Source organism: Enterobacter cloacae complex sp. 394F7, assembly GCF_057320385.1.
On the sequence record NZ_JBXWCS010000007.1, the window covers coordinates 233,223 to 257,161 of the forward strand.

19 protein-coding genes and 1 pseudogene are annotated in these 23,939 nt (G+C 56.4%); 8 read left to right on the top strand and 12 right to left on the bottom strand.

Going from position 1 to position 23,939, the window contains the following annotated elements; genetic code table 11:
* Positions 1–38: 38 nt before the first annotated feature.
* The 5 genes from AC2FAK_RS12760 to AC2FAK_RS12780 all read left to right on the top strand — a co-directional run bounded on the left by AC2FAK_RS12760 (position 39) and on the right by AC2FAK_RS12780 (position 8,003).
* Positions 39–3,779: a nitrate reductase subunit alpha gene (locus AC2FAK_RS12760; RefSeq protein ID WP_095455264.1), complete on the top strand. Its 3,741-nt coding sequence runs from the start codon at positions 39–41 to the stop codon at positions 3,777–3,779.
* Entirely contained in the window at positions 3,776–5,320 is a 1,545-nt protein-coding gene (gene narH, locus AC2FAK_RS12765; RefSeq protein ID WP_029883343.1) for a nitrate reductase subunit beta, read from the top strand. The genes AC2FAK_RS12760 and narH overlap by 4 nt, the downstream gene beginning before the upstream one ends.
* A complete protein-coding gene (narW, locus tag AC2FAK_RS12770) occupies positions 5,320–6,015 on the top strand; it encodes a nitrate reductase molybdenum cofactor assembly chaperone (RefSeq protein WP_013096513.1) in 696 nt (231 codons plus the stop codon). Before narH ends, narW begins: the two co-directional genes overlap by 1 nt.
* Positions 6,012–6,692: a respiratory nitrate reductase subunit gamma gene (gene narI, locus AC2FAK_RS12775; protein ID WP_095455265.1), complete on the top strand. Its 681-nt coding sequence runs from the start codon at positions 6,012–6,014 to the stop codon at positions 6,690–6,692. Before narW ends, narI begins: the two co-directional genes overlap by 4 nt.
* A 597-nt stretch (positions 6,693–7,289) precedes the next feature.
* Positions 7,290–8,003 carry a cysteine hydrolase family protein gene (locus AC2FAK_RS12780; RefSeq protein WP_095455266.1) on the top strand — a complete coding sequence of 238 codons (714 nt, stop codon included), beginning with the start codon at positions 7,290–7,292 and terminating at the stop codon, positions 8,001–8,003.
* 115 nt (positions 8,004–8,118) lie between these two features.
* Here the strand turns inward: AC2FAK_RS12780 and nhoA are convergent, their stop codons facing one another.
* On the bottom strand, positions 8,119–8,955 hold the full coding sequence (gene nhoA, locus AC2FAK_RS12785; RefSeq protein ID WP_095455267.1) for an N-hydroxyarylamine O-acetyltransferase: 837 nt from the start codon (positions 8,953–8,955) through the stop codon (positions 8,119–8,121).
* Positions 8,956–9,063: 108 nt separating this feature from the next.
* On the opposite strand from nhoA, the gene AC2FAK_RS12790 reads away from it, so the two are divergent.
* Entirely contained in the window at positions 9,064–9,636 is a 573-nt protein-coding gene (locus tag AC2FAK_RS12790; protein ID WP_058684719.1) for a flavin reductase family protein, read from the top strand.
* Between the two features lie 35 nt (positions 9,637–9,671).
* Here AC2FAK_RS12790 and fusA read toward each other — a convergent pair whose 3' ends face one another.
* Positions 9,672–11,771 (bottom strand): elongation factor G, encoded by a 2,100-nt coding sequence (fusA, locus tag AC2FAK_RS12795; protein ID WP_040022647.1) that lies wholly within the window; start codon positions 11,769–11,771, stop codon positions 9,672–9,674.
* A 161-nt stretch (positions 11,772–11,932) separates the two neighbouring features.
* Here fusA and AC2FAK_RS12800 point away from each other — a divergent pair, with 161 nt between their 5' ends.
* Positions 11,933–12,232, top strand: coding sequence for an ArsR/SmtB family transcription factor (locus tag AC2FAK_RS12800; RefSeq protein ID WP_013096507.1), 300 nt, complete (start codon positions 11,933–11,935; stop codon positions 12,230–12,232).
* Positions 12,233–12,263: 31 nt separating this feature from the next.
* Here the strand turns inward: AC2FAK_RS12800 and AC2FAK_RS12805 are convergent, their stop codons facing one another.
* Both AC2FAK_RS12805 and AC2FAK_RS12810 read right to left on the bottom strand, forming a co-directional pair.
* Positions 12,264–12,896: an ECs1377 family protein gene (locus AC2FAK_RS12805; protein WP_013096506.1), complete on the bottom strand. Its 633-nt coding sequence runs from the start codon at positions 12,894–12,896 to the stop codon at positions 12,264–12,266.
* A 121-nt stretch (positions 12,897–13,017) separates the two neighbouring features.
* Entirely contained in the window at positions 13,018–14,346 is a 1,329-nt protein-coding gene (locus AC2FAK_RS12810; RefSeq protein ID WP_029883354.1) for a 2-hydroxycarboxylate transporter family protein, read from the bottom strand.
* Positions 14,347–14,723: 377 nt separating this feature from the next.
* Here AC2FAK_RS12810 and AC2FAK_RS12815 point away from each other — a divergent pair, with 377 nt between their 5' ends.
* The gene (locus tag AC2FAK_RS12815; RefSeq protein ID WP_040022650.1) at positions 14,724–16,409 is read left to right on the top strand and encodes an NAD-dependent malic enzyme; all 1,686 of its coding nucleotides are present in this window, start codon (positions 14,724–14,726) and stop codon (positions 16,407–16,409) included.
* Between the two features lie 37 nt (positions 16,410–16,446).
* Here AC2FAK_RS12815 and AC2FAK_RS12820 read toward each other — a convergent pair whose 3' ends face one another.
* The 8 genes and pseudogenes from AC2FAK_RS12820 to AC2FAK_RS12855 form a co-directional block, all read right to left on the bottom strand.
* Complete coding sequence (locus AC2FAK_RS12820) at positions 16,447–17,448, bottom strand: Kdo(2)-lipid IV(A) acyltransferase (RefSeq protein WP_095455268.1); 1,002 nt, start codon at positions 17,446–17,448, stop codon at positions 16,447–16,449.
* A gap of 177 nt (positions 17,449–17,625) precedes the next feature.
* Positions 17,626–17,856 (bottom strand): tautomerase PptA, encoded by a 231-nt coding sequence (gene pptA, locus AC2FAK_RS12825; protein ID WP_013096502.1) that lies wholly within the window; start codon positions 17,854–17,856, stop codon positions 17,626–17,628.
* 37 nt (positions 17,857–17,893) lie between these two features.
* Positions 17,894–18,511 (bottom strand): glutathione S-transferase family protein, encoded by a 618-nt coding sequence (locus tag AC2FAK_RS12830; RefSeq protein ID WP_013096501.1) that lies wholly within the window; start codon positions 18,509–18,511, stop codon positions 17,894–17,896.
* 41 nt (positions 18,512–18,552) lie between these two features.
* Positions 18,553–19,440: an ABC transporter substrate-binding protein gene (locus AC2FAK_RS12835; RefSeq protein WP_095427454.1), complete on the bottom strand. Its 888-nt coding sequence runs from the start codon at positions 19,438–19,440 to the stop codon at positions 18,553–18,555.
* A 9-nt stretch (positions 19,441–19,449) separates the two neighbouring features.
* Positions 19,450–20,223 (bottom strand): amino acid ABC transporter ATP-binding protein, encoded by a 774-nt coding sequence (locus AC2FAK_RS12840; protein WP_095455269.1) that lies wholly within the window; start codon positions 20,221–20,223, stop codon positions 19,450–19,452.
* Positions 20,207–21,139 carry an amino acid ABC transporter permease gene (locus AC2FAK_RS12845; RefSeq protein ID WP_023621243.1) on the bottom strand — a complete coding sequence of 311 codons (933 nt, stop codon included), beginning with the start codon at positions 21,137–21,139 and terminating at the stop codon, positions 20,207–20,209. The genes AC2FAK_RS12840 and AC2FAK_RS12845 overlap by 17 nt, the downstream gene beginning before the upstream one ends.
* Positions 21,140–21,148: 9 nt before the next feature.
* Positions 21,149–21,658 (bottom strand): GNAT family N-acetyltransferase, encoded by a 510-nt coding sequence (locus tag AC2FAK_RS12850; RefSeq protein WP_013096497.1) that lies wholly within the window; start codon positions 21,656–21,658, stop codon positions 21,149–21,151.
* A gap of 9 nt (positions 21,659–21,667) precedes the next feature.
* Positions 21,668–23,930: pseudogene (locus AC2FAK_RS12855) on the bottom strand (NtaA/DmoA family FMN-dependent monooxygenase).
* Between the last annotated feature and the right edge of the window lie 9 nt (positions 23,931–23,939).

Here is a 23,939-nt window from a genome sequence, read left to right on the forward strand (position 1 = left end):
GCACCCTCCGGCCATGCTATCGAAGCAGGAGAAATGTCATGAGCAAACTGCTGGACCGCTTTCGTTACTTCAAAACAAAAGGCGACAGTTTCGCCGATGGGCACGGGCAGGTGTATCACACCAACCGGGACTGGGAAGACAGCTACCGCCAGCGCTGGCAGTTCGACAAGATTGTGCGCTCTACCCACGGCGTAAACTGTACCGGCTCCTGCAGCTGGAAGATTTATGTCAAAAACGGACTGGTGACCTGGGAAACCCAGCAGACCGATTACCCCCGCACTCGCCCGGACCTGCCTAACCATGAGCCACGCGGTTGCCCACGCGGCGCAAGCTACTCCTGGTATCTCTACAGCGCCAACCGCCTCAAATATCCGCTGGTGCGCCGCAGGCTGATTGAACTCTGGCGCGAGGCGCTGGCGCAGCACAGCGACCCGGTACTCGCCTGGGATGCCATTCAAAACGATCCGCAAAAAGCGCAGAGCTACCGACAGGCACGCGGTAAAGGCGGGTTTATCCGCTCAAACTGGAAAGAGCTGAACCAGCTGATTGCCGCCGCCAACGTCTGGACCATCAAAAATTATGGCCCGGACCGCGTGGCCGGTTTCTCGCCTATTCCGGCGATGTCGATGGTCTCTTACGCTGCCGGTACGCGCTATCTCTCTCTGCTCGGCGGTACCTGCCTGAGTTTCTATGACTGGTATTGCGACCTGCCTCCCGCCTCGCCCATGACCTGGGGCGAGCAGACCGACGTGCCGGAGTCCGCCGACTGGTACAACTCCAGCTATATCATCGCCTGGGGCTCTAACGTTCCCCAGACGCGCACCCCCGACGCCCATTTCTTTACCGAGGTTCGTTATAAAGGGACCAAAACCGTTGCCATCACGCCGGACTTCTCAGAAGTTGCCAAACTGAGCGACCAGTGGCTCGCCCCCAAACAGGGGACCGACAGCGCGCTGGCGATGGCCATGGGACATGTGATCCTCAAAGAGTTCCACCTCGATAACCCAAGCGACTACTTCCTCAACTACTGCCGCCGCTACACCGACATGCCGATGCTGGTTCTGCTGGATGAGCAGGCCGATGGTCGTCTGGTGCCGGGACGCATGCTGCGGGCGTCCGACCTTGTGGACGGGCTGGGCGAAGCCAACAACCCGGAGTGGAAAACCGTTGCCTTTGATATTGCCGGTAATCTGGTGGTTCCTAACGGTTCCATTGGCTTCCGCTGGGGCGAAAAAGGCAAATGGAACCTGGAATCGCTGGCTGCGGATCAGGAAACGGAGTTGACCCTTTCCCTGCTGATCAACCACGACAGCGTGGCGGATGTCGCCTTCCCCTACTTTGGCGGCAATGAGAATCCGCATTTTCGCAGCGTGAAGCAGGAGCCGGTGCTGACCCGCCGCGTGCCAAGTAAAACCCTGACGCTTGCCGACGGCAGCCAGAAACATGTGGTCAGCGTGTACGATCTGGTGCTCGCCAACTACGGTCTCGACCGTGGTCTGGAAGACAATAACGCGGCTGAAAATTATGGTGAGATCAAAGCGTATACACCGGCCTGGGGCGAACAGATCACCGGCGTCCCCGCGTATCTGATTGAAAAAATTGCCCGTGAGTTTGCCGACACGGCGCACAAAACGCATGGACGCTCGATGATCATTCTCGGTGCCGGGGTAAACCACTGGTACCACATGGACATGAACTACCGGGGCATGATCAACATGCTGGTCTTCTGCGGCTGCGTAGGCCAAAGCGGCGGTGGCTGGTCGCACTACGTGGGCCAGGAGAAGCTGCGTCCGCAAACCGGCTGGCTGCCGCTGGCCTTCGCGCTGGACTGGAACCGCCCGCCGCGCCAGATGAACAGCACCTCGTTCTTTTACAACCACGCCAGCCAGTGGCGCTATGAGAAGCTGACGGCGCAGGAGCTGCTTTCTCCGCTGGCGGATGCATCCCGATTCACCGGTCACCTGATCGACTTCAACGTCCGCGCCGAGCGTATGGGCTGGCTGCCGTCGGCGCCGCAGCTCAACCTCAACCCGCTGCACATCAAAGCCCGCGCCGAAGCAGCAGGCCTGTCTCCGCAGGAGTACACCGTTCAGGCGTTGAAATCGGGCGATATCCGCTTCGCCTGCGAGCAGCCCGACAGCGATAAAAACCACCCGCGCAATCTGTTTGTCTGGCGCTCGAACCTGCTTGGCTCCTCCGGCAAAGGCCACGAGTACATGCTCAAGTATTTGCTCGGCACCGAAAGCGGGATACAAGGGGAAGATTTAGGCTCGACCGATGACGTGAAGCCTGAAGAGGTCGTCTGGCAGACTAACGCCATTGAGGGCAAACTCGACCTGCTGGTCACGCTCGATTTCCGTATGTCCAGCACCTGCCTGTTCTCTGACATCGTCCTGCCCACCGCCACCTGGTATGAAAAGGACGACATGAACACCTCCGACATGCATCCGTTTATTCATCCGCTTTCTGCCGCCGTCGACCCGGCGTGGGAATCGCGTAGCGACTGGGAGATTTACAAAGGCATCGCCAAAGTTTTCTCTGACGTGTGCGTCGGCCATCTCGGTACGGAAACGGACGTCGTGTTGCAGCCCCTTCAGCACGACTCCCCGGCGGAACTGTCCCAGCCGTTTGATATTCAGGACTGGCGCAAAGGCGAATGCGATTTGATCCCCGGCAAAACCGCGCCGAACATTGCGGTCGTCGAGCGTAACTACCCGGAAACCTGGGAGCGCTTTACCTCCCTCGGCCCCTTGCTGGACAAGCTCGGCAATGGCGGGAAAGGGATCTCGTGGAACACGCAAAACGAGGTCGAGTTCCTCGGCAAGCTGAACTACGTCAAGCTCGACGGTCCGGCGAAAGGCCGTCCGCGTATCGAGACGGCCATTGATGCCGCCGAAGTGATCCTCGCGCTGGCACCGGAAACCAACGGTCAGGTGGCGGTGAAGGCGTGGGAAGCGCTGGGCGAACTGACCGGACGCGACCACACCCACCTGGCGCTGAATAAAGAAGATGAAAAAATCCGCTTCCGCGATATTCAGGCGCAGCCGCGTAAAATCATCTCCAGCCCGACCTGGTCCGGTCTGGAAAGCGAGCATGTCTCCTACAACGCGGGTTATACCAACGTTCACGAGCTGATCCCGTGGCGCACCCTCTCCGGCCGTCAGCAGCTGTATCAGGATCACCCGTGGATGCGCGCCTTCGGCGAAAGTCTGGTGGCTTACCGTCCGCCGATTGATACCCGCAGCGTCAGCCATATGCGCGAGATCCCGCCGAACGGCTTCCCGGAAAAAGCGCTCAACTTCCTGACGCCGCACCAGAAATGGGGCATCCACTCTACCTACAGTGAAAACCTGCTGATGCAGACTCTGTCGCGCGGCGGGCCGATTGTCTGGATCAGTGAAACCGACGCGCGTGAGCTGGGCATTGAGGACAACGACTGGATTGAAGCCTTCAACGCCAACGGCGCCCTCACCGCCCGCGCGGTGGTCAGCCAGCGCGTGCCACCGGGTATGACCATGATGTACCACGCCCAGGAGCGCATTCTTAACATTCCGGGTTCCGAGGTGACCGGACGGCGCGGTGGTATTCATAACTCGGTGACCCGCGTCTGCCCGAAACCGACGCACATGATTGGCGGTTACGCGCAGTTGGCTTACAGCTTCAACTATTACGGCACCGTTGGCTCCAACCGCGACGAGTTCATCATGATCCGCAAAATGAAAAACATTAACTGGCTGGATGGCGAAGGTCGGGATCAGGTACAGGAGACGAAAAAATGAAAATACGTTCACAGGTTGGTATGGTACTGAATCTCGATAAATGCATTGGCTGCCACACCTGCTCGGTCACCTGTAAAAACGTCTGGACCGGGCGTGAAGGGATGGAATATGCATGGTTTAACAACGTCGAGACCAAACCGGGGATCGGCTACCCGAAAAACTGGGAAGACCAGGAGGAGTGGCAAGGCGGCTGGATCCGCGGTATTCACGGTAAGCTGACGCCGCGTCTCGGCGGCAAAATGGGGGTGCTGTCGAAAATATTTTCTAACCCCGTCCTGCCGCAGATTGACGATTACTATGAGCCCTTTACCTTTGACTATCAGGATCTGCACCGCGCGCCGGAGGGGGATCACCTCCCTACCGCCCGTCCGCGCTCGCTGATTGACGGCAAGCGGATGGACAAAATCGTCTGGGGGCCCAACTGGGAAGAGCTGCTGGGCGGCGAATTCGAAAAACGCGCCCGCGACCGTAACTTCCAGAAGATCCAGAAAGAGATGTACGGCCAGTTTGAAAACACCTTCATGATGTACCTGCCACGCCTGTGCGAGCACTGCCTGAACCCAAGCTGCGTCGCCACCTGCCCGAGCGGCGCCATTTACAAGCGCGAAGAGGACGGCATTGTGCTGATTGATCAGGACAAATGCCGCGGCTGGCGTCTGTGCATCAGCGGTTGTCCGTACAAAAAGATCTACTTCAACTGGAAGAGCGGCAAGTCAGAAAAATGCATCTTCTGCTACCCGCGCATTGAATCCGGCCAGCCGACCGTCTGCTCGGAAACCTGCGTCGGGCGCATCCGCTATCTCGGCGTGCTGCTGTATGACGCGGACCGTATTGAGGAGGCCGCCAGTACCGAGCATGAAACCGATCTCTACGAACGCCAGTGCGACGTGTTCCTCAACCCGAACGACCCGGCGGTGATTGAAGAAGCGCTGAAACAGGGCATTCCGCAGAACGTGATTGATGCGGCCCAGCGCTCCCCGGTCTACAAAATGGCGATGGACTGGAAGCTGGCCCTGCCGCTGCACCCCGAATACCGCACCCTGCCGATGGTCTGGTATGTGCCGCCGCTGTCACCGATCCAGTCCTACGCTGACGCAGGCGGTCTGCCGCAGAGCGACGGCGTCCTGCCTGCCGTGGAGAGCTTGCGCATTCCCGTCCAGTACCTGGCGAACATGCTCAGCGCGGGGGATACCGGCCCGGTGCTGCGCGCCCTTAAACGCATGATGGCGATGCGACACTACAAGCGCTCCCAGACGGTAGAAGGCGTCACGGACACCCGTGCGATTGAGGAGGTAGGCCTTACCGTGGAACAGGTTGAAGAGATGTACCGCTATCTGGCCATCGCCAACTATGAGGATCGTTTCGTGATCCCCACCAGCCACCGTGAAATGGCGCGCGATGCCTTCCCGGAACGTAACGGCTGCGGCTTCACCTTTGGCGACGGCTGCCACGGCTCTGACACCAAATTTAACCTCTTCAACAGCAGCCGGATTGATGCCATCAACATCACCGAGGTGCGCGAACATGGGGAGGGAGAGTAATGCAGATCCTCAAAATCATCGCGCTGCTGATTGAGTATCCCGATGAGACCCTATGGGAAAATCGCGAGGAAGCGCTTTCGCTCATTGAGCAGGACGCACCCATGCTGCTGTCGTTTGCCCGTCAGCACCTGAGCGCCCCGCTGCTGGATAAACAGGCCGAGTGGTGCGAGGTATTTGAGCGTGGCCGCGCGACCTCGCTGCTGCTGTTCGAGCATGTTCACGCTGAATCCCGCGATCGCGGTCAGGCGATGGTTGACCTTATGGGGCAGTATGAGAAAGCCGGGCTACAGCTCGACTGCCGCGAACTGCCGGACTATCTGCCGCTCTATCTGGAGTACCTCAGTATCGTTACGGACGACGAGGCGCGCGAAGGATTGCAGAACGTCGCGCCTATCCTGGCGCTGATTGGCGGGCGTCTGAAGCAGCGCGGCGTGGCCCATTATCAGCTGTTCGATGCCCTGCTGGTGCTGGCCGGAACGCGGCTTTCCAGCGACAGCGTGGCGAAACAGGTGGCCACGGAGAAACGCGATGACACCCGCCAGGCGCTGGACGCCGTCTGGGAAGAGGAACAGGTCAAGTTTATCGAAGACAACGCCACATCGTGCGACAGCTCGCCGATGCAGCACTATCAACGACGCTTTAGCCAAGACGTCGCGCCGCAGTACGTAGACGTCAGCGCCGGAGGCCCAAAATGACACATTACCTGAACGTCTTTTTCTATGACATTTACCCCTACATCTGCGCCACCGTGTTTTTCCTCGGCAGCTGGTTGCGCTACGACTACGGGCAATACACCTGGCGCGCCTCATCGAGCCAGATGCTCAGCAAACGCGGTATGAACTGGGCCTCTAACCTGTTTCACATTGGGATCCTGGGGATTTTCTTCGGCCACCTGTTCGGCATGCTAACCCCGCACTGGATGTATGCCTGGTTTTTACCCGTCGCGGTTAAGCAGCAGTTAGCCATGATTGCTGGGGGGATTTGCGGCGTGCTGACGCTGATTGGCGGTTCCATGCTGCTGATTCGCCGCCTGTTCAACCAGCGGGTACGCGCCACTTCCACCACGCCGGATATCATCATCATGAGTATCCTGCTGATACAGTGCATTCTGGGGCTATCGACCATTCCTTTCTCCGCCCAGTATCCTGACGGAAGTGAGATGATGAAGCTGGTCGGCTGGGCGCAGGGAATTGTGACGTTTAAGGGCGGCTCATCGGAAATATTGAGTGGCGTGGCCCCCATCTTCCGCGTTCATCTGGTGCTGGGGATGACTATTTTCCTTATCTTCCCGTTCACCCGCCTGGTGCACGTGTGGAGCGCACCGTTTGAGTATTTTACCCGTCGGTATCAGGTGGTGAGATCGCGCCGTTGATTTTGTCGGGTGGCGGCTTCGCCTTACCCGACCTACGTTCAAGCACATGTCGGCCCGGTAAGGCGTAGCCGCCACCGGGCTTTAATGTCAACTTACTGACCCTCCGGTTACCAGAGAGAGAATAAATAACAGCAACAGCACCGCGACGATCAATCCGAATGCAAGTAGCACAGCATGGAAAGTTAGCGTTAGCCCTGAGAAAAGCAATGCCCCGGAGATCCCCCAACGGCTCTCCTTGCACATCCCTCCGATGAACGAAAGCCCCAGAGCCACAACAGCGAGAATAATTCCGGCATTGAGAGAATGAGTGCAATTCCTCCCAGCAACATACCCAATGAACTGAATTTATTTCGCAAAACGATTTCCATATCAACATGCCTTCGAATGATGCCGCCGCGTGGGCTGTAGGCCCGGTAAGGCGTAGCCGCCACCGGGCGATGAAGGCTGAAGCATGCCGCTTTGCAGAAGAAAATTCCACCACGAAATGTCGTCTCATAATGGCCCAAAAGTATCGTTATTGGTTCTCCAGGTGACTCATACTGTGAGCAACTGTGCGGAATAATGGCTCCCGAACACAACACAGAAGGAGTTCGCGTGATGAAACCATTTTTTCGTACAGCATTGCTGATCGGCATGATCAGCACTTTTTCCACTTATGCTAGCGCGCAGGAAACGACCGGCACGAATAGCAAAACCATTCGTGCAATGACAGGCGCAACGGTGACTTCGTCTTTATCCGCCTCACAAACGGCGTTAATCGTGGTGGATATCCAAAACGAATATTACGCAGGTAAAGATTTTCGTGGTCAGATGGTGATCCCTGATGGCGATAAGGTACTGAAGAACAGTCAAAAGCTGGTTAGCTATGCCCATCAAAAGGGGATGCAGGTGTACTTCGTGCGCCATATAGCGCCAAAGGATAGCCCGCTGTTTGCCGAAGGGTCTGTTTATGCCAGGTTCCATCAAGACTTACAGCCTTCTGCACGCGATGCCATTATCACCAAAGCGACCCCGAGCTCTTTTGTTGGCACCGATCTGGATGCGCAATTAAAGAACAAAGGGATCAAAAAGGTGATAGTCATTGGCCTGATGACGCACATGTGCATTTCCTCTACCGCACGTGACGCTGTTCCGCTGGGCTATAACGTGATTATCCCTGAAGATGCGACAGCAACACGCGATCTGGATGATGGTCAGGGTGGCGTGGTAGACCACAAAGCGCTGCAACGTGCGGCATTAGCCGGTGTTGCCGATGTGTTTGCCGAGATTATGACGACCAAAGACGTTATGGCGCTGCCAGTCACAGAATAAGACCGGACTTGATCCCCGTCGCCAGCCAGGTCTCTATACTGGCTGGCACACGGAGGCTTAATAACACCTCGCCTTCTCGCTATCGGCGCGAGTTTCGCGGCCGATAGCGAGGCGGCTATTTTCCGTGAGTTTCAAACCCTGCCATCACCGCCGTCAGCTCCGCCAGTGAAAAACCGTGCTTCGGATCGTCAACACCCAGCCCGAAGCGTTCCTGCATCAGTTGATACAGCGCCGCAGCATCGGGTAGATGGATCTGCTCCTCCACATGGCCCTTTTGCCAGTGGGTAAAGTTGAAGTTGGTCAGCGTCAGTTTGCCGCCGTCAGGCAGATGACGACACATCAGCAGATGATGGCGGAAATGGGACTGCGGCCAGTGCGCTGACCAGAAATTGCCCATGACGTAATCACTGAAATATTGTGTCGTCAGGTCAAAGTGATACATCGACTGCCAGTGTTCGTGGTGACGGAATTGTAGTACCCAGTCGTTCCCCTCGCTCAGCAGACGATACAGCCCGTGCGGTGTCTTCTGCTCTTGGTTGGCAAGCAGACGAATCGGTGCCGTCAGCGTCTGGCCGCCAAACCCAACGTCGGCAATCCAGCGCTCGCCGTTAAGTTCGACGAGCAACAGGCGATGCGTGCGCGGCGGCATTTGTGGTGGATTCGCTAATACCACACGTCCCAGCACGCTGCGCACCGTAAACCCGACTTCGCGCAACACGCGCTCAAACAAGCCATTTTGTTCAAAGCAATACCCCCCGCGACGCGCCTTAACCAGTTTGTCGACAAGGCTTTGATCGTCGAGCTGTATTTCGCGCGGTAGTACGACATCGATATTCTCAAACGGGATCGCACAGTTGTGATGTAAATGCAGCGCGCGCAAGGTGTCGATATCAACAGTAGCCGGTTGTTTCCAGCCGATGCGGGCGAAATAGGCAGTCAGAAATGGGGACATCCATCAGTTTCCTTTAACAGTGATGTTCTGTTTATAAACTAATTTCACGCGTCCACTTTGATTTCCGTGCTTTTTCGCCATACTCATCGTTATTGATGAGGAGACCCTATGAGCCACTTTCGTCCTGTTGAATTACGTCATGCCAGCCGTCTTTTAAACCATGGCCCCACCGTGCTTATCACCAGTCGGGATGAAACCCTGGACAGGCGTAACGTTATGGCTGCCGCGTGGTCGATGCCGGTTGAGTTTGAACCACCGCGTATCGCCATTGTGGTGGATAAAAGCACATGGTCGCGTGAACTGATTGAACGCAGCGGGCAATTTGGCATCGTCATTCCCGGCGTGTCCGCCGCCAACTGGACCTACGCGGTCGGTAGCGTTAGCGGGCGCGACGAAGACAAATTCAACTGCTACGGCATCCCGGTGGTGAACGGTCCGGCACTCGGCCTGCCCGTCATTGAAGAGAAATGTCTGGCGTGGATGGAGTGCCGGTTATTACCCGTTACATCCGCGGCAGAAAAGTACGATACGCTATTCGGGGAAGTGGTTTCAGCCGCCGCCGATGAACGCGCGTTTGTCGCCGGACGCTGGCAGTTTGACGGTGATAAGCTGAATACCCTGCACCATCTGGGAGCCGGGACGTTTGTGGCGAGTGGGAAAATGGTGAAGGCGCTGGATTGACAAACCCTCCCCCCATCGGGGAGAGGGTGAACGTATTACTTCGCACGCCGGGCAATAATCTCATCCGCCACATTGCGCGGTGCTTCCGCAAAATGGTGGAACTCCATCGTGTAGGTCGCGCGGCCTTGCGACATCGAGCGCAGCGTGGTGGCGTATCCAAACATCTCTGCCAGCGGCACGTCAGCGCGGATAATCTGGCTGCCGTACTGCTCTTCCATGCCCTGCACCATGCCACGACGGGATGAGAGATCGCCCATAATATTACCGGCGTACTCTTCCGGCGTTTCCACCTCGACATGCATCACCGGCTCAAGGATCACTGGATCCGCTCTGCGAGCGCCCTCTTTAAACCCGAGGATCGCCGCCATGCGGAACGCCATTTCCGAGGAGTCGACGTCGTGATACGACCCAAAGGTCAGGGTCGCTTTTACATCGACAACCGGATACCCCGCCAGCACGCCGCTGTTCATGGCTTCGCGCAGCCCTTTTTCCACAGAGGGAATATACTCACGCGGCACCACGCCACCCTTCGTGGCATCTTCAAACTTGAAGCCACTACCAGGCTCTAACGGCTCAAGGCTCAGGACCACATGCCCGTACTGCCCTTTACCGCCGGACTGCCGGACAAATTTGCCTTCGATATCTTTCACCGCTTTGCGCAGCGTCTCGCGGTAGGTCACCTGCGGACGGCCGATGTTTGCCTCGACACCAAACTCACGCTTCATGCGATCGACGATAATCTCAAGATGTAACTCACCCATACCGGAAATAATCGTCTGGCCGGACTCTTCATCGGTATGCAGACGGAACGACGGATCTTCCGCCGCCAGGCGTTGCAGGGCAATGCCCATCTTCTCCTGATCGCCCTTGGTTTTTGGCTCGATGGCAAGGGAGATCACCGGGTCCGGGAACTCCATTCTCTCAAGCGTGATGACCGCATTCGGATCGGTGAGCGTGTCCCCGGTGGTCACATCCTTCAGACCCACACAGGCCGCAATATCACCGGCGCGCAGCTCATCCACCTCGTGACGATCGTTGGCATGCATCAGCACGATGCGTCCGATACGCTCTTTCTTGCCCTTCACCGGGTTATACACCGCGTCGCCTTTTCTCAACACGCCAGAGTAAACGCGAATAAAGGTCAACTGCCCGACGTACGGATCGCTCATCAGTTTGAACGCCAGCGCAGAAAACGGCTCTTCATCACTTGGATGACGCTCCGCATGCTGCCCTTTTTCGTCCACACCGTCGATGGCCGGTACATCCAGCGGGGATGGCATCAGCTCAATCACCGCATCGAGCATGCGCTGTACCCCTTTGTTTTTAAAGGCGCTGCCGCACAGCATCGGCTGGATTTCACCGGAGATGGTCCGAATACGCAGCCCTTTGATGATCTCAGCCTCATCAAGGTCGCCCGTCTCCAGGTATTTATCCATCAGCGCGTCGCTGGCTTCTGCTGCCGCAGAGACCATTTTTTCCCGCCACTCCTGCGCGGTGCTCAGCAATTCGTCCGGTACCGGCGCATAGTTAAACACCATGCCCTGTGTGGCATCATCCCACACAATGGTACGCATCTTGATGAGATCCACCACGCCGGTGAAGTGCTCTTCCGCGCCCACAGGGATCACAATAGGCACCGGATTCGCCTTCAGGCGTTCCTGCATCATCCGTACGACGCGGAAGAAATCGGCACCCGGACGGTCCATTTTGTTGACGAACGCCAGGCGCGGCACATGATATTTATTCGCCTGACGCCAGACGGTCTCTGACTGTGGCTGCACGCCACCCACGGAGTCGTACACCATGACGGCACCGTCCAGCACGCGCATGGAACGTTCCACCTCAATGGTGAAATCCACGTGCCCCGGGGTGTCGATGATATTGATCCGGTGCGGTTCAAACCCTCTGTCCATACCCGGCCAGAAGCAGCTGACGGCCGCGGAGGTAATGGTGATCCCGCGCTCTTGCTCCTGCGCCATCCAGTCGGTTGTTGCCGCGCCATCGTGTACTTCACCCAGCTTGTGGCTCATCCCGGTGTAAAACAGGATGCGTTCGGTGGTTGTCGTTTTACCGGCATCGATATGCGCGGAAATACCGATGTTGCGATAACGTTCGAGAGGGATGGGTCGGGGCATAATATTTCCTTAAGTCTGTAAGACTGAGTTGTGACGACCGGGATGGTCGCCTGTGTGTTCGTTTGCTATAATAGTCCTATTGTACGAGTATTATCGAACTATTTTTTCACGGTTGACCTATTGTTGATATAGCTCAATCTGAACGTTGACGCAGGAAAACGATGATCCCAAACCACCCCGAACCTGAACAAATACTGCTGGAAAATGTGCTGTTTGCTCTCGGCAACCCGCTCCGGCTATCGATTATCCGCAGGCTGGCCGATGGCAGTGAACTGAGCTGCAACGCGCTGCGCCCGGACGATGTGGTGAAATCCACCATGACCCACCACTGGCGCGTACTGCGCGACAGCGGTGTAATCTGGCAGCGCCCGCAGGGGCGAGAGAATATGATTTCACTGCGAAGAGACGATCTGGATGCCCGTTTTCCTGGGCTGATGGCGATATTGCTGCGGGCTGAGTAGCGCTGCGGTTACGTTGATATCCGTGGCAACGCTACGCTTTCTCCTGACGATAAACCGGGATCTGCCGTCGGGTCCTGGTCAGGGTATCAAAGACCTCGGTCCCGGAGGTGGTTATTCTCATCCCCGTTTTGCGCAACCGTTGCACATCGGCCGCGATGCGCTGAATGCCGAACCAGAAAAGCCCGTCGAGTGCGGTGACCGCGAGCCCGTTTTCCAGCGCTAACTTTAATCGCTCCCGGGGCGCTTTCACCTGCTGGGCGATTTGCCGGTACGGCACTTCGCTCCCCCCTTCACTATCACTGCGCTGGATACGCGTTTTCAGGTGGTAGTTAAATTCATCGGGGATCCCGTCCAGATTCATTTTCAGGCTATAAACACAGCCGAAGCGCTTGCCATTAAACAGCACATTTTTCTGGCTGAGTTGAAGCTCTTTTCTGAGGCCGTCAATTAACTGCGGGGCGCGGGTGAGGAGTAACCGGAAAGGAAGCTCAAAGCTGGTGACGTAATCCACATTCAGCAGCGCAAGTCGCAGGCGTTCTTCTGCACCGGCCTGTTGCTCCCGACACTCTTCCAGTACCTCCGCCCACTGACGCGTCAGACGCTCTGGTTCGGCGGCTTCGGTAAAGAGAAATTTTTCAATCTGGTAATCAACTCTTCCGGTCATCGTGCGGTTTCCCGTCGCTGTGAATGCGGTAATTCTATCCAGCGCAGTGATATTTATAAAGAACTGAACCGCAACGGCGTGCTGAAAATGTCGTTGCGATTCAGTCTTCTGACATCCGGGATCAGTGCGCCATTAACCAGCCCATCAGAAGCGTGGCGAAAATCACCGTCGACGCACCGCCAATGCGGGTCGCAATCTGGGCAAACGGCATCAGCGACATGCGGTTAGACGCGGAAAGAATTGCCACATCTCCTGTCCCGCCCAGCCCGCTATGACAGCAGGTGACAATCGCCGCTTCCACCGGGTACATATTCAGGCGCGACGCAATAAAATAACCGCTCAGCGCCATTGCGATGACGATCGAACCGCACACCACCACGTATCCCACCGAAAAGACCGACACCACGCTCTCGAGCGGCACGTACAGCATGCCGAGACCAATCATCAACGGCCAGACCAGCGCAGCGGAGACAAATTTATAGCAACTGTGCGCCCCCTGCTCCATGGAGGCCGGGATCACCTTGAAGTATTTGCACAGCACGGCGATGAGGATCATCAATACCGGGCCGGGAATATGCACCAGCTTCTCAAACAGTCCGCCAACGATAAAAAACGCACACACCATCAGCAGCCCGCCCCCCATCAGATGGAAATCCGTCTGCTGTACGCTCTGCGCGCTGGCAAACAGGCTTGTGTCATCTTTGCTGCGGGTTAACATGCCATTGCCTGAAAGCGAGGGACGTTTTGCCCCGAGGCGCGCCAGCGTACCCGCACAAATAATGGCAAAAATATTCCCCACTACGGCGGCGGGTGCCAGTTGCGCCACGTAGACGTCAGGTGTCTGACCCAGTATCGCCGAATAGGCCAGCGACAACGGTAAAATCCCCTCGCCAATCCCTCCGCCGATAATCGGTACGATGATGAAGAAGAAGGTGTGATACGGCGTATAGCCAAACAGCGAACCAACGAGTAAACCGGTCAGCACGGCCATCAGGGTACCCACCACCAGCGGAACGAACATGCGGATCATCCCCTGAATCAACAGCACGCGGTTCATCCCCAAAATGCTCCCCACCACCAGACAGGCGATGACGAAATAAAGCAAATTGGCCTCTTTCATCAACAGGTGAACCGTATCCAGGGTGTGTTTCTCGAATACGCCAAAATAGACCAGCACCGAGGGCAGCATCAGGCACAATATTGCCGGGCCACCAATATCTTTCAGCAGCGGGATTTGTCGGCCAATTTTGGCAAAGGCGAAACCGAGCGTCATGATCACCGCGAGTCCACCGATCATGTTTTTCGGCAGCAGCCCGGCCCACGCGGAGGTGGCCACAATGGCCGCGATCCCGACAAACAGCATCAACGGGACCGCGCCAACTTCAGCATTGCTCAACCCAAAAGCAAAACGTGAAGCGACTGGAGACGTGGTTACAGAATTATCTTTCATATAATCACCGGATTAGTAGGTTCGGATATCAATAAACAGGAATAAATCGTAATTGGCCTGTGCTTAATAAAGCTTTAATATTTAATCGTATTCAAATTGCCATTTATAAAAATGGTTCATCGAGAAATTAGCATGGCGATTTCGCCGGAAATGTGAACAGCACGAGAATTTGTTTTTAAATAACTTAATTCATCTTTTCGTAACTAAAGTTTTTAATCACCGCGTCGATGTTTTGAAATTAATTAAACCAGAAAGACTGTGACCGTTATCACTACGCCTCTGATCCTTAACCGCTAGATTAGCGCGAAACGACAGACATAAATAAACCTGCGCCTGCAACTGAACCTTATCCGATTATTGAAATTCAGGAGTCATTCATGTCTCGCAAAGAAGTACTGTATACCCCTTATAGCGGCGCCGTATTACTGGAAAATCCGTTATTAAATAAAGGACTCGCATTTATAAAAGAAGAACGTGATAACTTTAATCTGCACGGTTTGTTGCCACACAACGTTGAAACCATCGAGGAACAAACCGAACGCGCCTGGGTACAATTCTGTCATTTTAAAAGCGATATTTCCCGCCACGTTTATCTGCGTAATATCCAGGATACGAATGAGACGCTGTTTTACAACCTGCTGCGTTCGCACCTGAAAGAGACGTTACCCATTATCTATACCCCCACGGTAGGAGAAGCGTGCGAACACTTCTCGACTATTTATCGCCGCGCGCGTGGGCTGTTTATTTCCTGGCCCAATCGTCACCGTATTGATGAAATGCTGCAAAGCTTCTCACGCAATGATATTCGCGTCATCGTCGTGACCGACGGAGAGCGTATTCTGGGGCTTGGCGATCAGGGAATTGGTGGGATGGGAATACCCATTGGAAAACTCTCGTTATATACCGCCTGCGGCGGGATCCACCCGGCGTCTACCCTGCCGATTATGCTCGATGTCGGTACCAATAATCAGCAGCATCTGGACGATCCCATGTATATGGGCTGGCGTCACCCACGTATCAGCGACGATCAGTACGCCGAGTTTATGGACATGTTTATCAGTACCGTGAAGCAGCGCTGGCCCAATGTATTGCTGCAGTTTGAGGATTTCGCGCAGAAAAACGCCACCAGACTGCTGCAGCGCTACCGCGACCAGCTGTGCTGTTTCAACGACGATATCCAGGGTACCGCCGCCGTGACCGCGGGCACGCTGATTGCTGCCGCCCATGCTGCCGGGACCCGTGTTCGCGATCAGCGCGTGGTCTTCCTGGGGAGCGGATCCGCCGGTTGCGGCATCGCCGAAAAAATCGTGGCGCTGATGATGGATGACGGGCTAACCGAAGCCGAAGCCCGCAGTCGGGTCTTTATGGTCGATCGCTTTGGCCTGCTGACTGACGATATGACCAACCTCCTCGACTTCCAGAAAAACCTGCTCACGGCGCGCGAGGCGATCCGCGACTGGCAGGTTGAGTCGAACAATATTTCGCTGATGGACGTGGTTAAAAACGCGCATCCGACGGTAATGATTGGGGTCTCAGGCCAGCCGGGCCTCTTCAGCGAAGAGATTGTGAAAGAGATGCATCGCCACTGCCCGCGCCCGGTGATTATGCCGCTTTCTAACCCCACATCCCGCGCGGAGGCGCAACCGCAGGATCTCATTGCCTGGACACAGGGCGCCGCGCTCGTCGCCACCGGCAGCCCGTTTGCGCCGGTGTTCTGGCAGGGCGAACAGTACGATATTGCCCAGTGTAATAACGCCTATGTATTCCCCGGGCTGGGGCTGGGTATTCTGGCCTGCCATGCACGCAGGGTCACCGAGGAGATGCTGATGGCGGCAAGCCGCAGCCTGGCCGCGCAGTCGCCGCTGGTGACAACCGAAAAAGGCGGGTTATTGCCGCCGGTGGATCATATAGAAACGGTGTCACGCCATATCGCGTTTGCCGTCGCCCGAGCGGCCATTGAGCAAGGTGTTGCGCCAGCCATGGAGGATGAGATATTGCTGGCGCGGATTGAAGAGACCTGGTGGCAAGCAGATTATGCGCCGTACCGCAGGGCTGCGCTGTAACCGTCAGCCTGCCCTCACGTTACGGTGAGGGCATATTTTAGTGCTGAATGCCTGACTGTTCAGGCATGTCGCCAGGAGATACGGTTCTGTTGGAAGTGACCACGCTTTTTTTGCGCGCATATCTGTCCGGCTGGCCTTCAGGGCGGGTTTTGAAGCGTCGGTGCAACCACATATATTGCTCCGGCGCCATCAGCACCGCGCGCTCAATTGCCCTGTTCATTTGCGTGGCTACCGACGCTTTATCACCGCCCTGCAGCGTTTCTCCGATATCTTCAAGAATAATCAGTTCGTAACCGCTGCCGTCTGCCTTTCTGCGTGGAACGAACGGGATCACCGCCGGTCTGGCACTCTTCACCAGCATATAACTTCCGGCGGTTGTCGCGGCATCAGGAACCGCAAAGAACGGTACAAACACGCTGTTGGTTTTGCCGTAGTCGTGATCCGGGGCATACCAGAGAATGTCATTCTGCTTCAGGGCGCGGATCATGCCCTTCAGGTCATAGCGATCCAGCATGGTTTTATTTGAGCGCAGACGGCCGCGCGTCTGCAGCCAGTCCAGCAGCGCATTATTGTTAGGGCGATAAACACCGACTCCCGGGTTGAGCATGCCAAAGATCCTCGCCCCCAGTTCAAGCGTGAGAAAATGCATACCGATGAGCACCACGCCATTTCCGCGCGCCCGGGCCTCTTCCATATGTTCATATCCGCTGACGCTGAAACATTTACGCACACGCCAGTCAGGCCAGAACCAGGCGATCCCGGTTTCGATGACGCCCATGCCAACCGATTCAAAATTACGCTGCAGTAGCTTTTCGCGCTCATCCTTTTTCATGTCGGGAAAACAGAGCTCAAGGTTGCGGCGAGCGATGTCCACACGACGGGGAAGCAAACGCATGGCCAGACGACCAAGCCCGTGTCCGATTCTTAATAAAAGGGGATACGGGAGCTGCACAATGCACCAGAGCGCTGCAATGCCTGTCCAGCTGAGCCAGTAACGAGGATGAAAAAAGGCGAGTGAGAACTGAGGTAATTTTGTCATGAGAAAATTATCCTGTACTGAATTTAACGCAACTGCTGTGCTTACCAGATGATTTCGTGAAAGTTTTAGAGAGGGAAAGTGTAACGGAAACGTCACAGGATCGTATTATCGATTTTTGCGAAATGTCGGGAGAAACTTAAATGCCGGGTCAACGAGGCCGCTGCCCGGCAAATAAAATTACATCGAATAGCCGGGCTTTTTAATCAACGAATCCAGCTTCGGGCCAATTTCGCTGTCCCAGACCTGCGCTTTCCAGTCTTCAGGATTAACCTGGTTTAACGCCACCGACACTGAACTGTCTTTACTGTTGAAATGACGAATTATCACCTCGGCAATATCAGCCGCCAGCGCGTTTTTTTGTTCGTCGTTTAAATCCCGGGGAAAACATTTGATATCTACATGTGGCATGTGCAGGCTTCCTGTTATGAATCAGGTTTACACGTTATCAGATAATGCCGTTTGCCTTTAACACCTTGTGCAGTTCAGGAAGCTGACACACGGCGTCTGCAATGGCCGTTATCTTTGGCGTATTCTCGGCAAACCACGCATGCCGTGGCCCCCAGGTACGTGCGACCGCAATATAGACGTCGAGTAGCGTAAGCTGTTCACCCAGCGCAAACGGGGCCGCTTTGAGCTGGCTATCGAACCACAAATAGAGGGATTTGCGGTATTCGATACAATTTTTCTTCAGTTGTTCCGGTGCGTCAGGCACCCAGCGTTCGGGATAATCGGCATAGGTAAAGGTCGGATAGACGTTCGCGACAAACCAGATAAGCAAGCGTTGAAATTGCTGACGTTCTGCCTGTCCGACGGGCGGCGCCAGATCGGGACACCTGTCGAGCACCATCAGGGCGATGGCGGCTGTTTCGGTCATGATCGCGCCATTTTCCAGCGCCAGCGTCGGCACCTGACACAATGGATTGAGCCTTTGCAGCAATTCGCGCTGCGGACCGGGCGCATCAAACCCGTCCACATTAATAAACTCGTAAGGGATGTCTGCCAGAGTCAGCATCACTTCGCTGATTGCCGAGCCCCAGCCGGGTGCACCATAAAGTTTGATCATGTTGCCCTCTCAGGAGTGAAAATCCTAAGTGTAGAGCACAATTAATACGTGATCCCAGGCGGGTTAACCTCCGAGTGTGTCACCGCTTCGCCCTGCTCTCCCCAGCGCGCCAGCACCTTCTGATACTCCCCGCGCGTGATCGCGCCGTCCAGCGCGGCCTGCAGGGCGTAGACCAGTTGATTGCCTTTTTTGGTGGTCGTGGCGACATACGCTTTTTTCGGGCCCAGCCCGACAACGCGCGTTTTACCGGTCAGCGCGGCTTTATACGCCGCGACCGACTGTGGTCCAAAGAACACATCCGCCCGCCCGGACTGAATATAAAGATTGCCCGAGGCATCATCCGTCAGGTACACCGGCAGCGCGGGCTCACGCCCGGCCTTTTTATTCTCCTCGTTCCAGCCTAACAGGATGCGCTCCTGATTGGTGCCGGATCCGACAATAACCTTTCTACCCGCAAGATCTTCAGGACCGTTAATCGACCGCACCGGACTGGTGGATTTCACCGTAAACGCCAGCGAATCGACGCGATAGGTCGCAAAATCAAACTTCTCTTTGCGCTGTTCGGTCACCGCAATGTTCACCAGCGCCACGTCATAGCGCCCGGAAGTGATCCCCAGCGGCCAGTCTTCCCAGGCGGTGGGAACGAGCTTCAGTTTTAGCCCCAGGCTGCCTGCCAGCAGCCGGGCGATATCCGGATCGCTGCCGATTCGCGTACGGTTGTCGCTGGCAAGCAGGGCCAGCGGCGGTGAGTTAAGCGCAGAAATGGCCACCGTGAGGGTTCCCGGCTCGACAAATTTGTAATGAGCGGGGATCTTCGCCACCGCCTGCTGATCCACCGTCACCGGCAGCGGCTGCTCGTTGGCTTTTAAATTAATACTGGCATGGCTGGCGGCGGTAAAGGCCAGCCCTGCCAGAAGTCCATATTTCATGGGTACTCCTTACAGGACTCGTGAAAGGAACTGACGCGTTCGCGCGTGCGATGGCCGGTTCAGCACCTCGTCGCTGCTGCCCTGCTCCACAATTTTACCGTCGACCATAAACACCACCTGATCCGCTACTTCTCTGGCGAAACCGATCTCATGGGTGACCACCACCAGCGTGGTGCCGGAACGGGCGAGTTTCTTGATGACATCCAGCACTTCGCCAACCAGCTCAGGGTCTAGCGCCGAGGTGGGTTCATCAAACAGTATGACGCGCGGACGCAGCGCCAGCGCACGGGCAATGGCGATGCGCTGCTGCTGCCCGCCAGAGAGATGGCGCGACCAGGCATCCGCTTTATCACGCAGCCCCACCACATCCAGCAGGCTATACGCCTGCTCAACGGCCTCTTTTTTGCTCAGTTTTTTATGGGCGACAGGTGCTTCAATCAGGTTTTCCAGCACCGAGAGATGCGGGAAGAGATTAAAGTTCTGGAACACATAACCCACATTGACGCGCTGTTTGAGGATCTCTTTCTCTTTTAACTCGTAGAGTTTGTCACCCCGACGGCGATAGCCGATGTAATCCCCGTCAATCTGAATAAACCCTTCGTCGACGCGCTCAAGGTGGTTGATGGTGCGCAGCAGGGTCGATTTACCGGAGCCGGACGGTCCGAGGATCACCGTGACGGATCCCGGTGGGATCTCAAGCGACACGTTATCGAGCGCTTTATGGCGACCAAAGAATTTACTGACGCCGGTAATGGAAATATGTCCTTCATGAGAGGCTTGCATGGACGGGCTCCTGTGCGGGCGTGGTGGTGACGGAACGGGAACGGGTACGGCTGAGGGTACGGTTCTGATTCACCGCCGAGCGACGTTCGCTGCGGGCCAGTCCCCGCTCAACACCATACTGGATAGCGGACAACACGGTGGTAATCACCAGGTACCAGGCGGCACCTACCATCAGCAGCGGGATCACCTCCTGCGTGCGGTTGTAAATCATCTGGATGGTGTAGAACAGCTCCGGCATGGCCAGCACGTAAACCATCGCCGTCCCCTTCGCGAGACTGATGATTTCGTTAAACCCGGACGGCAGTATGGTGCGCAGTGCCTGCGGCAGAATGATCCGCACCGTACGACGCCAGGCCGGTAGCCCCAGCGCAGCGGCCGCTTCATACTGACCATGATCCACGCCGAGGAAGCCCCCGCGAATGATCTCCGCGGTATAGGCGCTCTGCACCAGCGTTAGCCCGACAACGGCGGTAGAGAATTGCCCCAGCACATTGATGGTTTCAAAGCTGCCCCAGGTCATGCCGGTGAACGGCACCCCGAGCGAGAGCGTGTCGTAGAGATAGGAAAAGTTATAAAGGATGATCAGCACTACAATCAGGGGCAGCGAGCGAAACAGCCAGATATAGCCCCAGGCCAGGCTGCTCAGCAGCCAGGATGACGAGAGTCTCGCCAGCGCCAGCATACCGCCCAAAATCACGCTTAGCGCGGTGCCGATCAGCGTCAGCAGTAATGTCTGGCCGACGCCTTCAAGGATCACCGGGTCGAAGAACCAGCGGGCAAACACAGACCACTCCCAGCGCGGGTTAAAGGCGACGGACTGGACAACGACCGCCAGGACAAACAGCGCCACCACGGCACCGACGGCCCGTAGCGGATAACGCGCCGGGACCACTTTTATGGTTTCAACGTTGCTCATCATCGTACCTCATGCGGTTTTACTTAACGCTTCACGAACCAGCGTTTTGGTGAAACGCAACCGACCATCAAACGGGGGCTGGCTGTACTCTTCCGGATCGCGGTTGAGATCGAACTGCGGCTGGTAACCCTGGCTAAGATAGAGCCGTACCGCTTCCGGCTGGCGAAAACCGGTGGTCAGGTAGATCTGGCTGTAGCCTGCCAGCACCGCCCGGCGCTCCAGCTCCTGCACCACGCGCCCCGCAAGCCCCTGCTGACGCAGGCTTTTGTCCGTCCAGATGCGTTTGATTTCTGCGGTGCGTTCGTCGAAGGGTTTGTACGCCCCGGTGGCAATAATCTTCCCGTCACGCTCCAGGACGATAAACAGCCCCTGCGGCGCCAGATACCACTCGGTGAGCTCGACCTCAGCATCTTTCGAAAAATAGTCACCGTAGCGGGCAGCGTATTCACCGAACAGCCCATTGATGATGGGCTGAAGATCGGCATCTTCCGGCGAAACGTCACGAAATTGTTCGCTCATAACGCCTCCTTAATCACCCAGACCGGCCGGGTTGACTTCCGACTGCGGGATGCGTTCCACCCCTTCCCCCCAGCGGTTCAGCACTTTGTCGTAATCGCCGTTTTTGATCACGCCATTAAGCGCGGTCTGCACCGGTTCCACCAGGCCGCTGCCTTTTTTCAGCGTCACCGCGATATGCGCCGCCTTCGGCCAGCCGCCGTCAACGCTTCCCACCAGTTTGGTTTTACCGGTCAGCGCCGCTTTCCACGCGCCAATCACGTTTGGGCCAAAATACGCATCCGCACGCCCGGACTGGAGCGCCAGCGTTTGTGCCGCATCATCTTTGGTGTAGACCGGGGTAAACGGTTTCAGTCCCTTCTTAAGGTTTTCGGCGTTCCATGCCAGCAGGATGGCCTCCTGGTTAGTGCCTGAGCCCACAATAATGCGCAGCCCGGCAATGTCCTCCGCCTTCTGCAGGGATGTGATTGGGCTGGTTGATTTCACATAGAAACCGAGCGAATCCTTACGGTAGGTGGCGAAATCAAACTTCTCCTTACGCGCTTTAGTCACGGTGATGTTGCTGATCGCCGCATCGTATTTCCCGGAGGCCACCCCCAGCGGCCAGTCCTCCCAGGAGGTTGGCACCACGTTCAGCTCCAGCCCCAGGCTATCCGCCACCAGACGGGCCACGTCAACTTCGCTTCCCAGAAGCGTTTTGTTGTCATCCGAGAAAACCGTCAGCGGCGGTTGATTGAGGCCCGCCACCGCGACGGTAAATTTCCCCGGCACGGCAAAGCGATAATCTTTCGGCAACTGCGCGATGGCATCGCCGTTTTTGGCGGTATTGATCGGCGTTTTGTTGGCCTCAATGCTCACACCGGTGCCGTTAATGTTCACATTCTCTGCCCAGACGGCAGGGGTAAAGGCCAGCGCGAGCGCCAGAATAAGCGATGGTTTCTGCATAGCGGGTTCTCTTTTATTGTTGTGTGAACTGATTTTTGGGTTCGTCCAGGCCCAGGCTGTCGCGCAGCGTGGTCCCGGGGTAGTCAGTGCGAAACAGGCCGCGGGCCTGTAGCACCGGCACCACCTGGTCAACAAAGCGCGGGAAGGTATCGGGTGTCCCGCCCTGGATGATGAAGCCGTCGGCTGCATAGCCGTCGAACCACGCCTGCAGGCCGTCCGCCACCTGCTCCGGCGTGCCGGAAAAACGGGGGCGTGGTGAGGCCGCTTCCAGCGCGACCTGACGCAGCGTCAGATGACGTTCGCGGGCATTGCGTTTTATCTCATCCGTGGTGCTGCGGAAGCTGTTTTTTCCCAGATCGCCAAGGTCCGGGAACGGCTCGTCGAGCGGATACTGACTGAAATCGTGATGTTCGAAATAGCGTCCGAGATAATTGAGGGCATCCTTAACCGACACCAGCGCCGCGGTGGTCTGGTACTGGTTTTCCACATCTTCGGCATCTTTTCCGACAATCACGCTCACGCCCTGGAAGATGTGCAAATCAGAAGCACGACGACCGTTATTTTCCAGCTGCTGCTTCACATCGCGGTAGAACGCTTGTGCTTCTTCGAGAGTTTCATGGTGGGTGAAGATCGCATCGGCATGCTTCGCAGCCAACTTTTTACCGTCGTCCGATGCGCCCGCCTGGAACACAATCGGACGTCCCTGCGGCGTGCGACCAATATTGAGCGGCCCGGCGACCTGGAAGAAATCACCACGGTGATCCAGGGTATGCAGTTTGGCGGGGTCAAAAAACTGACCACTCTCTTTGTTGCGCACAAAGGCATCACCTTCCCACGAGTCCCACAGCCCTTTCACCACATCGAGATACTCATCCGCAATGCGGTAGCGCAGCGCGTGCTCGGGGTGTTTTTCACGCGAGAAGTTCCTGGCCGACCCTTCCAGCGGCGAGGTCACGACGTTCCAGCCCGCGCGGCCGTTGCTGAGATGATCCAGGCTTGCAAACTGGCGTGCCACGGTAAAAGGTTCGCTGTAGGAGGTGGATAACGTGCCCACCAGCCCCAGACGCGAGGTAATGCTCGCCAGCGCGGAGAGCACCGTTAACGGCTCAAAGCGATTTAAAAAATGCGGGATTGATTTCTCATTTATGTAGAGGCCATCGGCTACGAATAAAAAGTCGAGCTTGCCCTCCTCTGCTTTTAACGCCGTCGCTTTGACGAAATCAAAATTAATACTGGCATCGGCGACCGCCGCAGGATGGCGCCAGGCGGACATATTCCCGGAAGCACCGTGCAAAATGGTCCCCAGCCGCAATTGTCGGGTTGCAGACATATTCACCTC

Coding starts and splice junctions, on each gene's coding strand:
- AC2FAK_RS12760 (WP_095455264.1), top strand. CDS start 39: ATGAGCAAACTGCTGGACCGCTTTCGTTACTTCAAAACAAAAGGCGAC.
- AC2FAK_RS12820 (WP_095455268.1), bottom strand. CDS start 17,448: ATGACAAAATTACCTCAGTTCTCACTCGCCTTTTTTCATCCTCGTTAC.
- AC2FAK_RS12850 (WP_013096497.1), bottom strand. CDS start 21,658: ATGAGCGAACAATTTCGTGACGTTTCGCCGGAAGATGCCGATCTTCAG.
- nhoA (WP_095455267.1), bottom strand. CDS start 8,955: ATGTCCCCATTTCTGACTGCCTATTTCGCCCGCATCGGCTGGAAACAA.
- narH (WP_029883343.1), top strand. CDS start 3,776: ATGAAAATACGTTCACAGGTTGGTATGGTACTGAATCTCGATAAATGC.
- AC2FAK_RS12840 (WP_095455269.1), bottom strand. CDS start 20,223: ATGCAAGCCTCTCATGAAGGACATATTTCCATTACCGGCGTCAGTAAA.
- AC2FAK_RS12780 (WP_095455266.1), top strand. CDS start 7,290: ATGAAACCATTTTTTCGTACAGCATTGCTGATCGGCATGATCAGCACT.
- AC2FAK_RS12830 (WP_013096501.1), bottom strand. CDS start 18,511: ATGATCAAACTTTATGGTGCACCCGGCTGGGGCTCGGCAATCAGCGAA.
- AC2FAK_RS12835 (WP_095427454.1), bottom strand. CDS start 19,440: ATGAAATATGGACTTCTGGCAGGGCTGGCCTTTACCGCCGCCAGCCAT.
- narW (WP_013096513.1), top strand. CDS start 5,320: ATGCAGATCCTCAAAATCATCGCGCTGCTGATTGAGTATCCCGATGAG.
- AC2FAK_RS12800 (WP_013096507.1), top strand. CDS start 11,933: ATGATCCCAAACCACCCCGAACCTGAACAAATACTGCTGGAAAATGTG.
- AC2FAK_RS12805 (WP_013096506.1), bottom strand. CDS start 12,896: ATGACCGGAAGAGTTGATTACCAGATTGAAAAATTTCTCTTTACCGAA.
- AC2FAK_RS12815 (WP_040022650.1), top strand. CDS start 14,724: ATGTCTCGCAAAGAAGTACTGTATACCCCTTATAGCGGCGCCGTATTA.
- narI (WP_095455265.1), top strand. CDS start 6,012: ATGACACATTACCTGAACGTCTTTTTCTATGACATTTACCCCTACATC.
- AC2FAK_RS12790 (WP_058684719.1), top strand. CDS start 9,064: ATGAGCCACTTTCGTCCTGTTGAATTACGTCATGCCAGCCGTCTTTTA.
- AC2FAK_RS12845 (WP_023621243.1), bottom strand. CDS start 21,139: ATGAGCAACGTTGAAACCATAAAAGTGGTCCCGGCGCGTTATCCGCTA.
- pptA (WP_013096502.1), bottom strand. CDS start 17,856: ATGCCACATGTAGATATCAAATGTTTTCCCCGGGATTTAAACGACGAA.
- fusA (WP_040022647.1), bottom strand. CDS start 11,771: ATGCCCCGACCCATCCCTCTCGAACGTTATCGCAACATCGGTATTTCC.
- AC2FAK_RS12810 (WP_029883354.1), bottom strand. CDS start 14,346: ATGAAAGATAATTCTGTAACCACGTCTCCAGTCGCTTCACGTTTTGCT.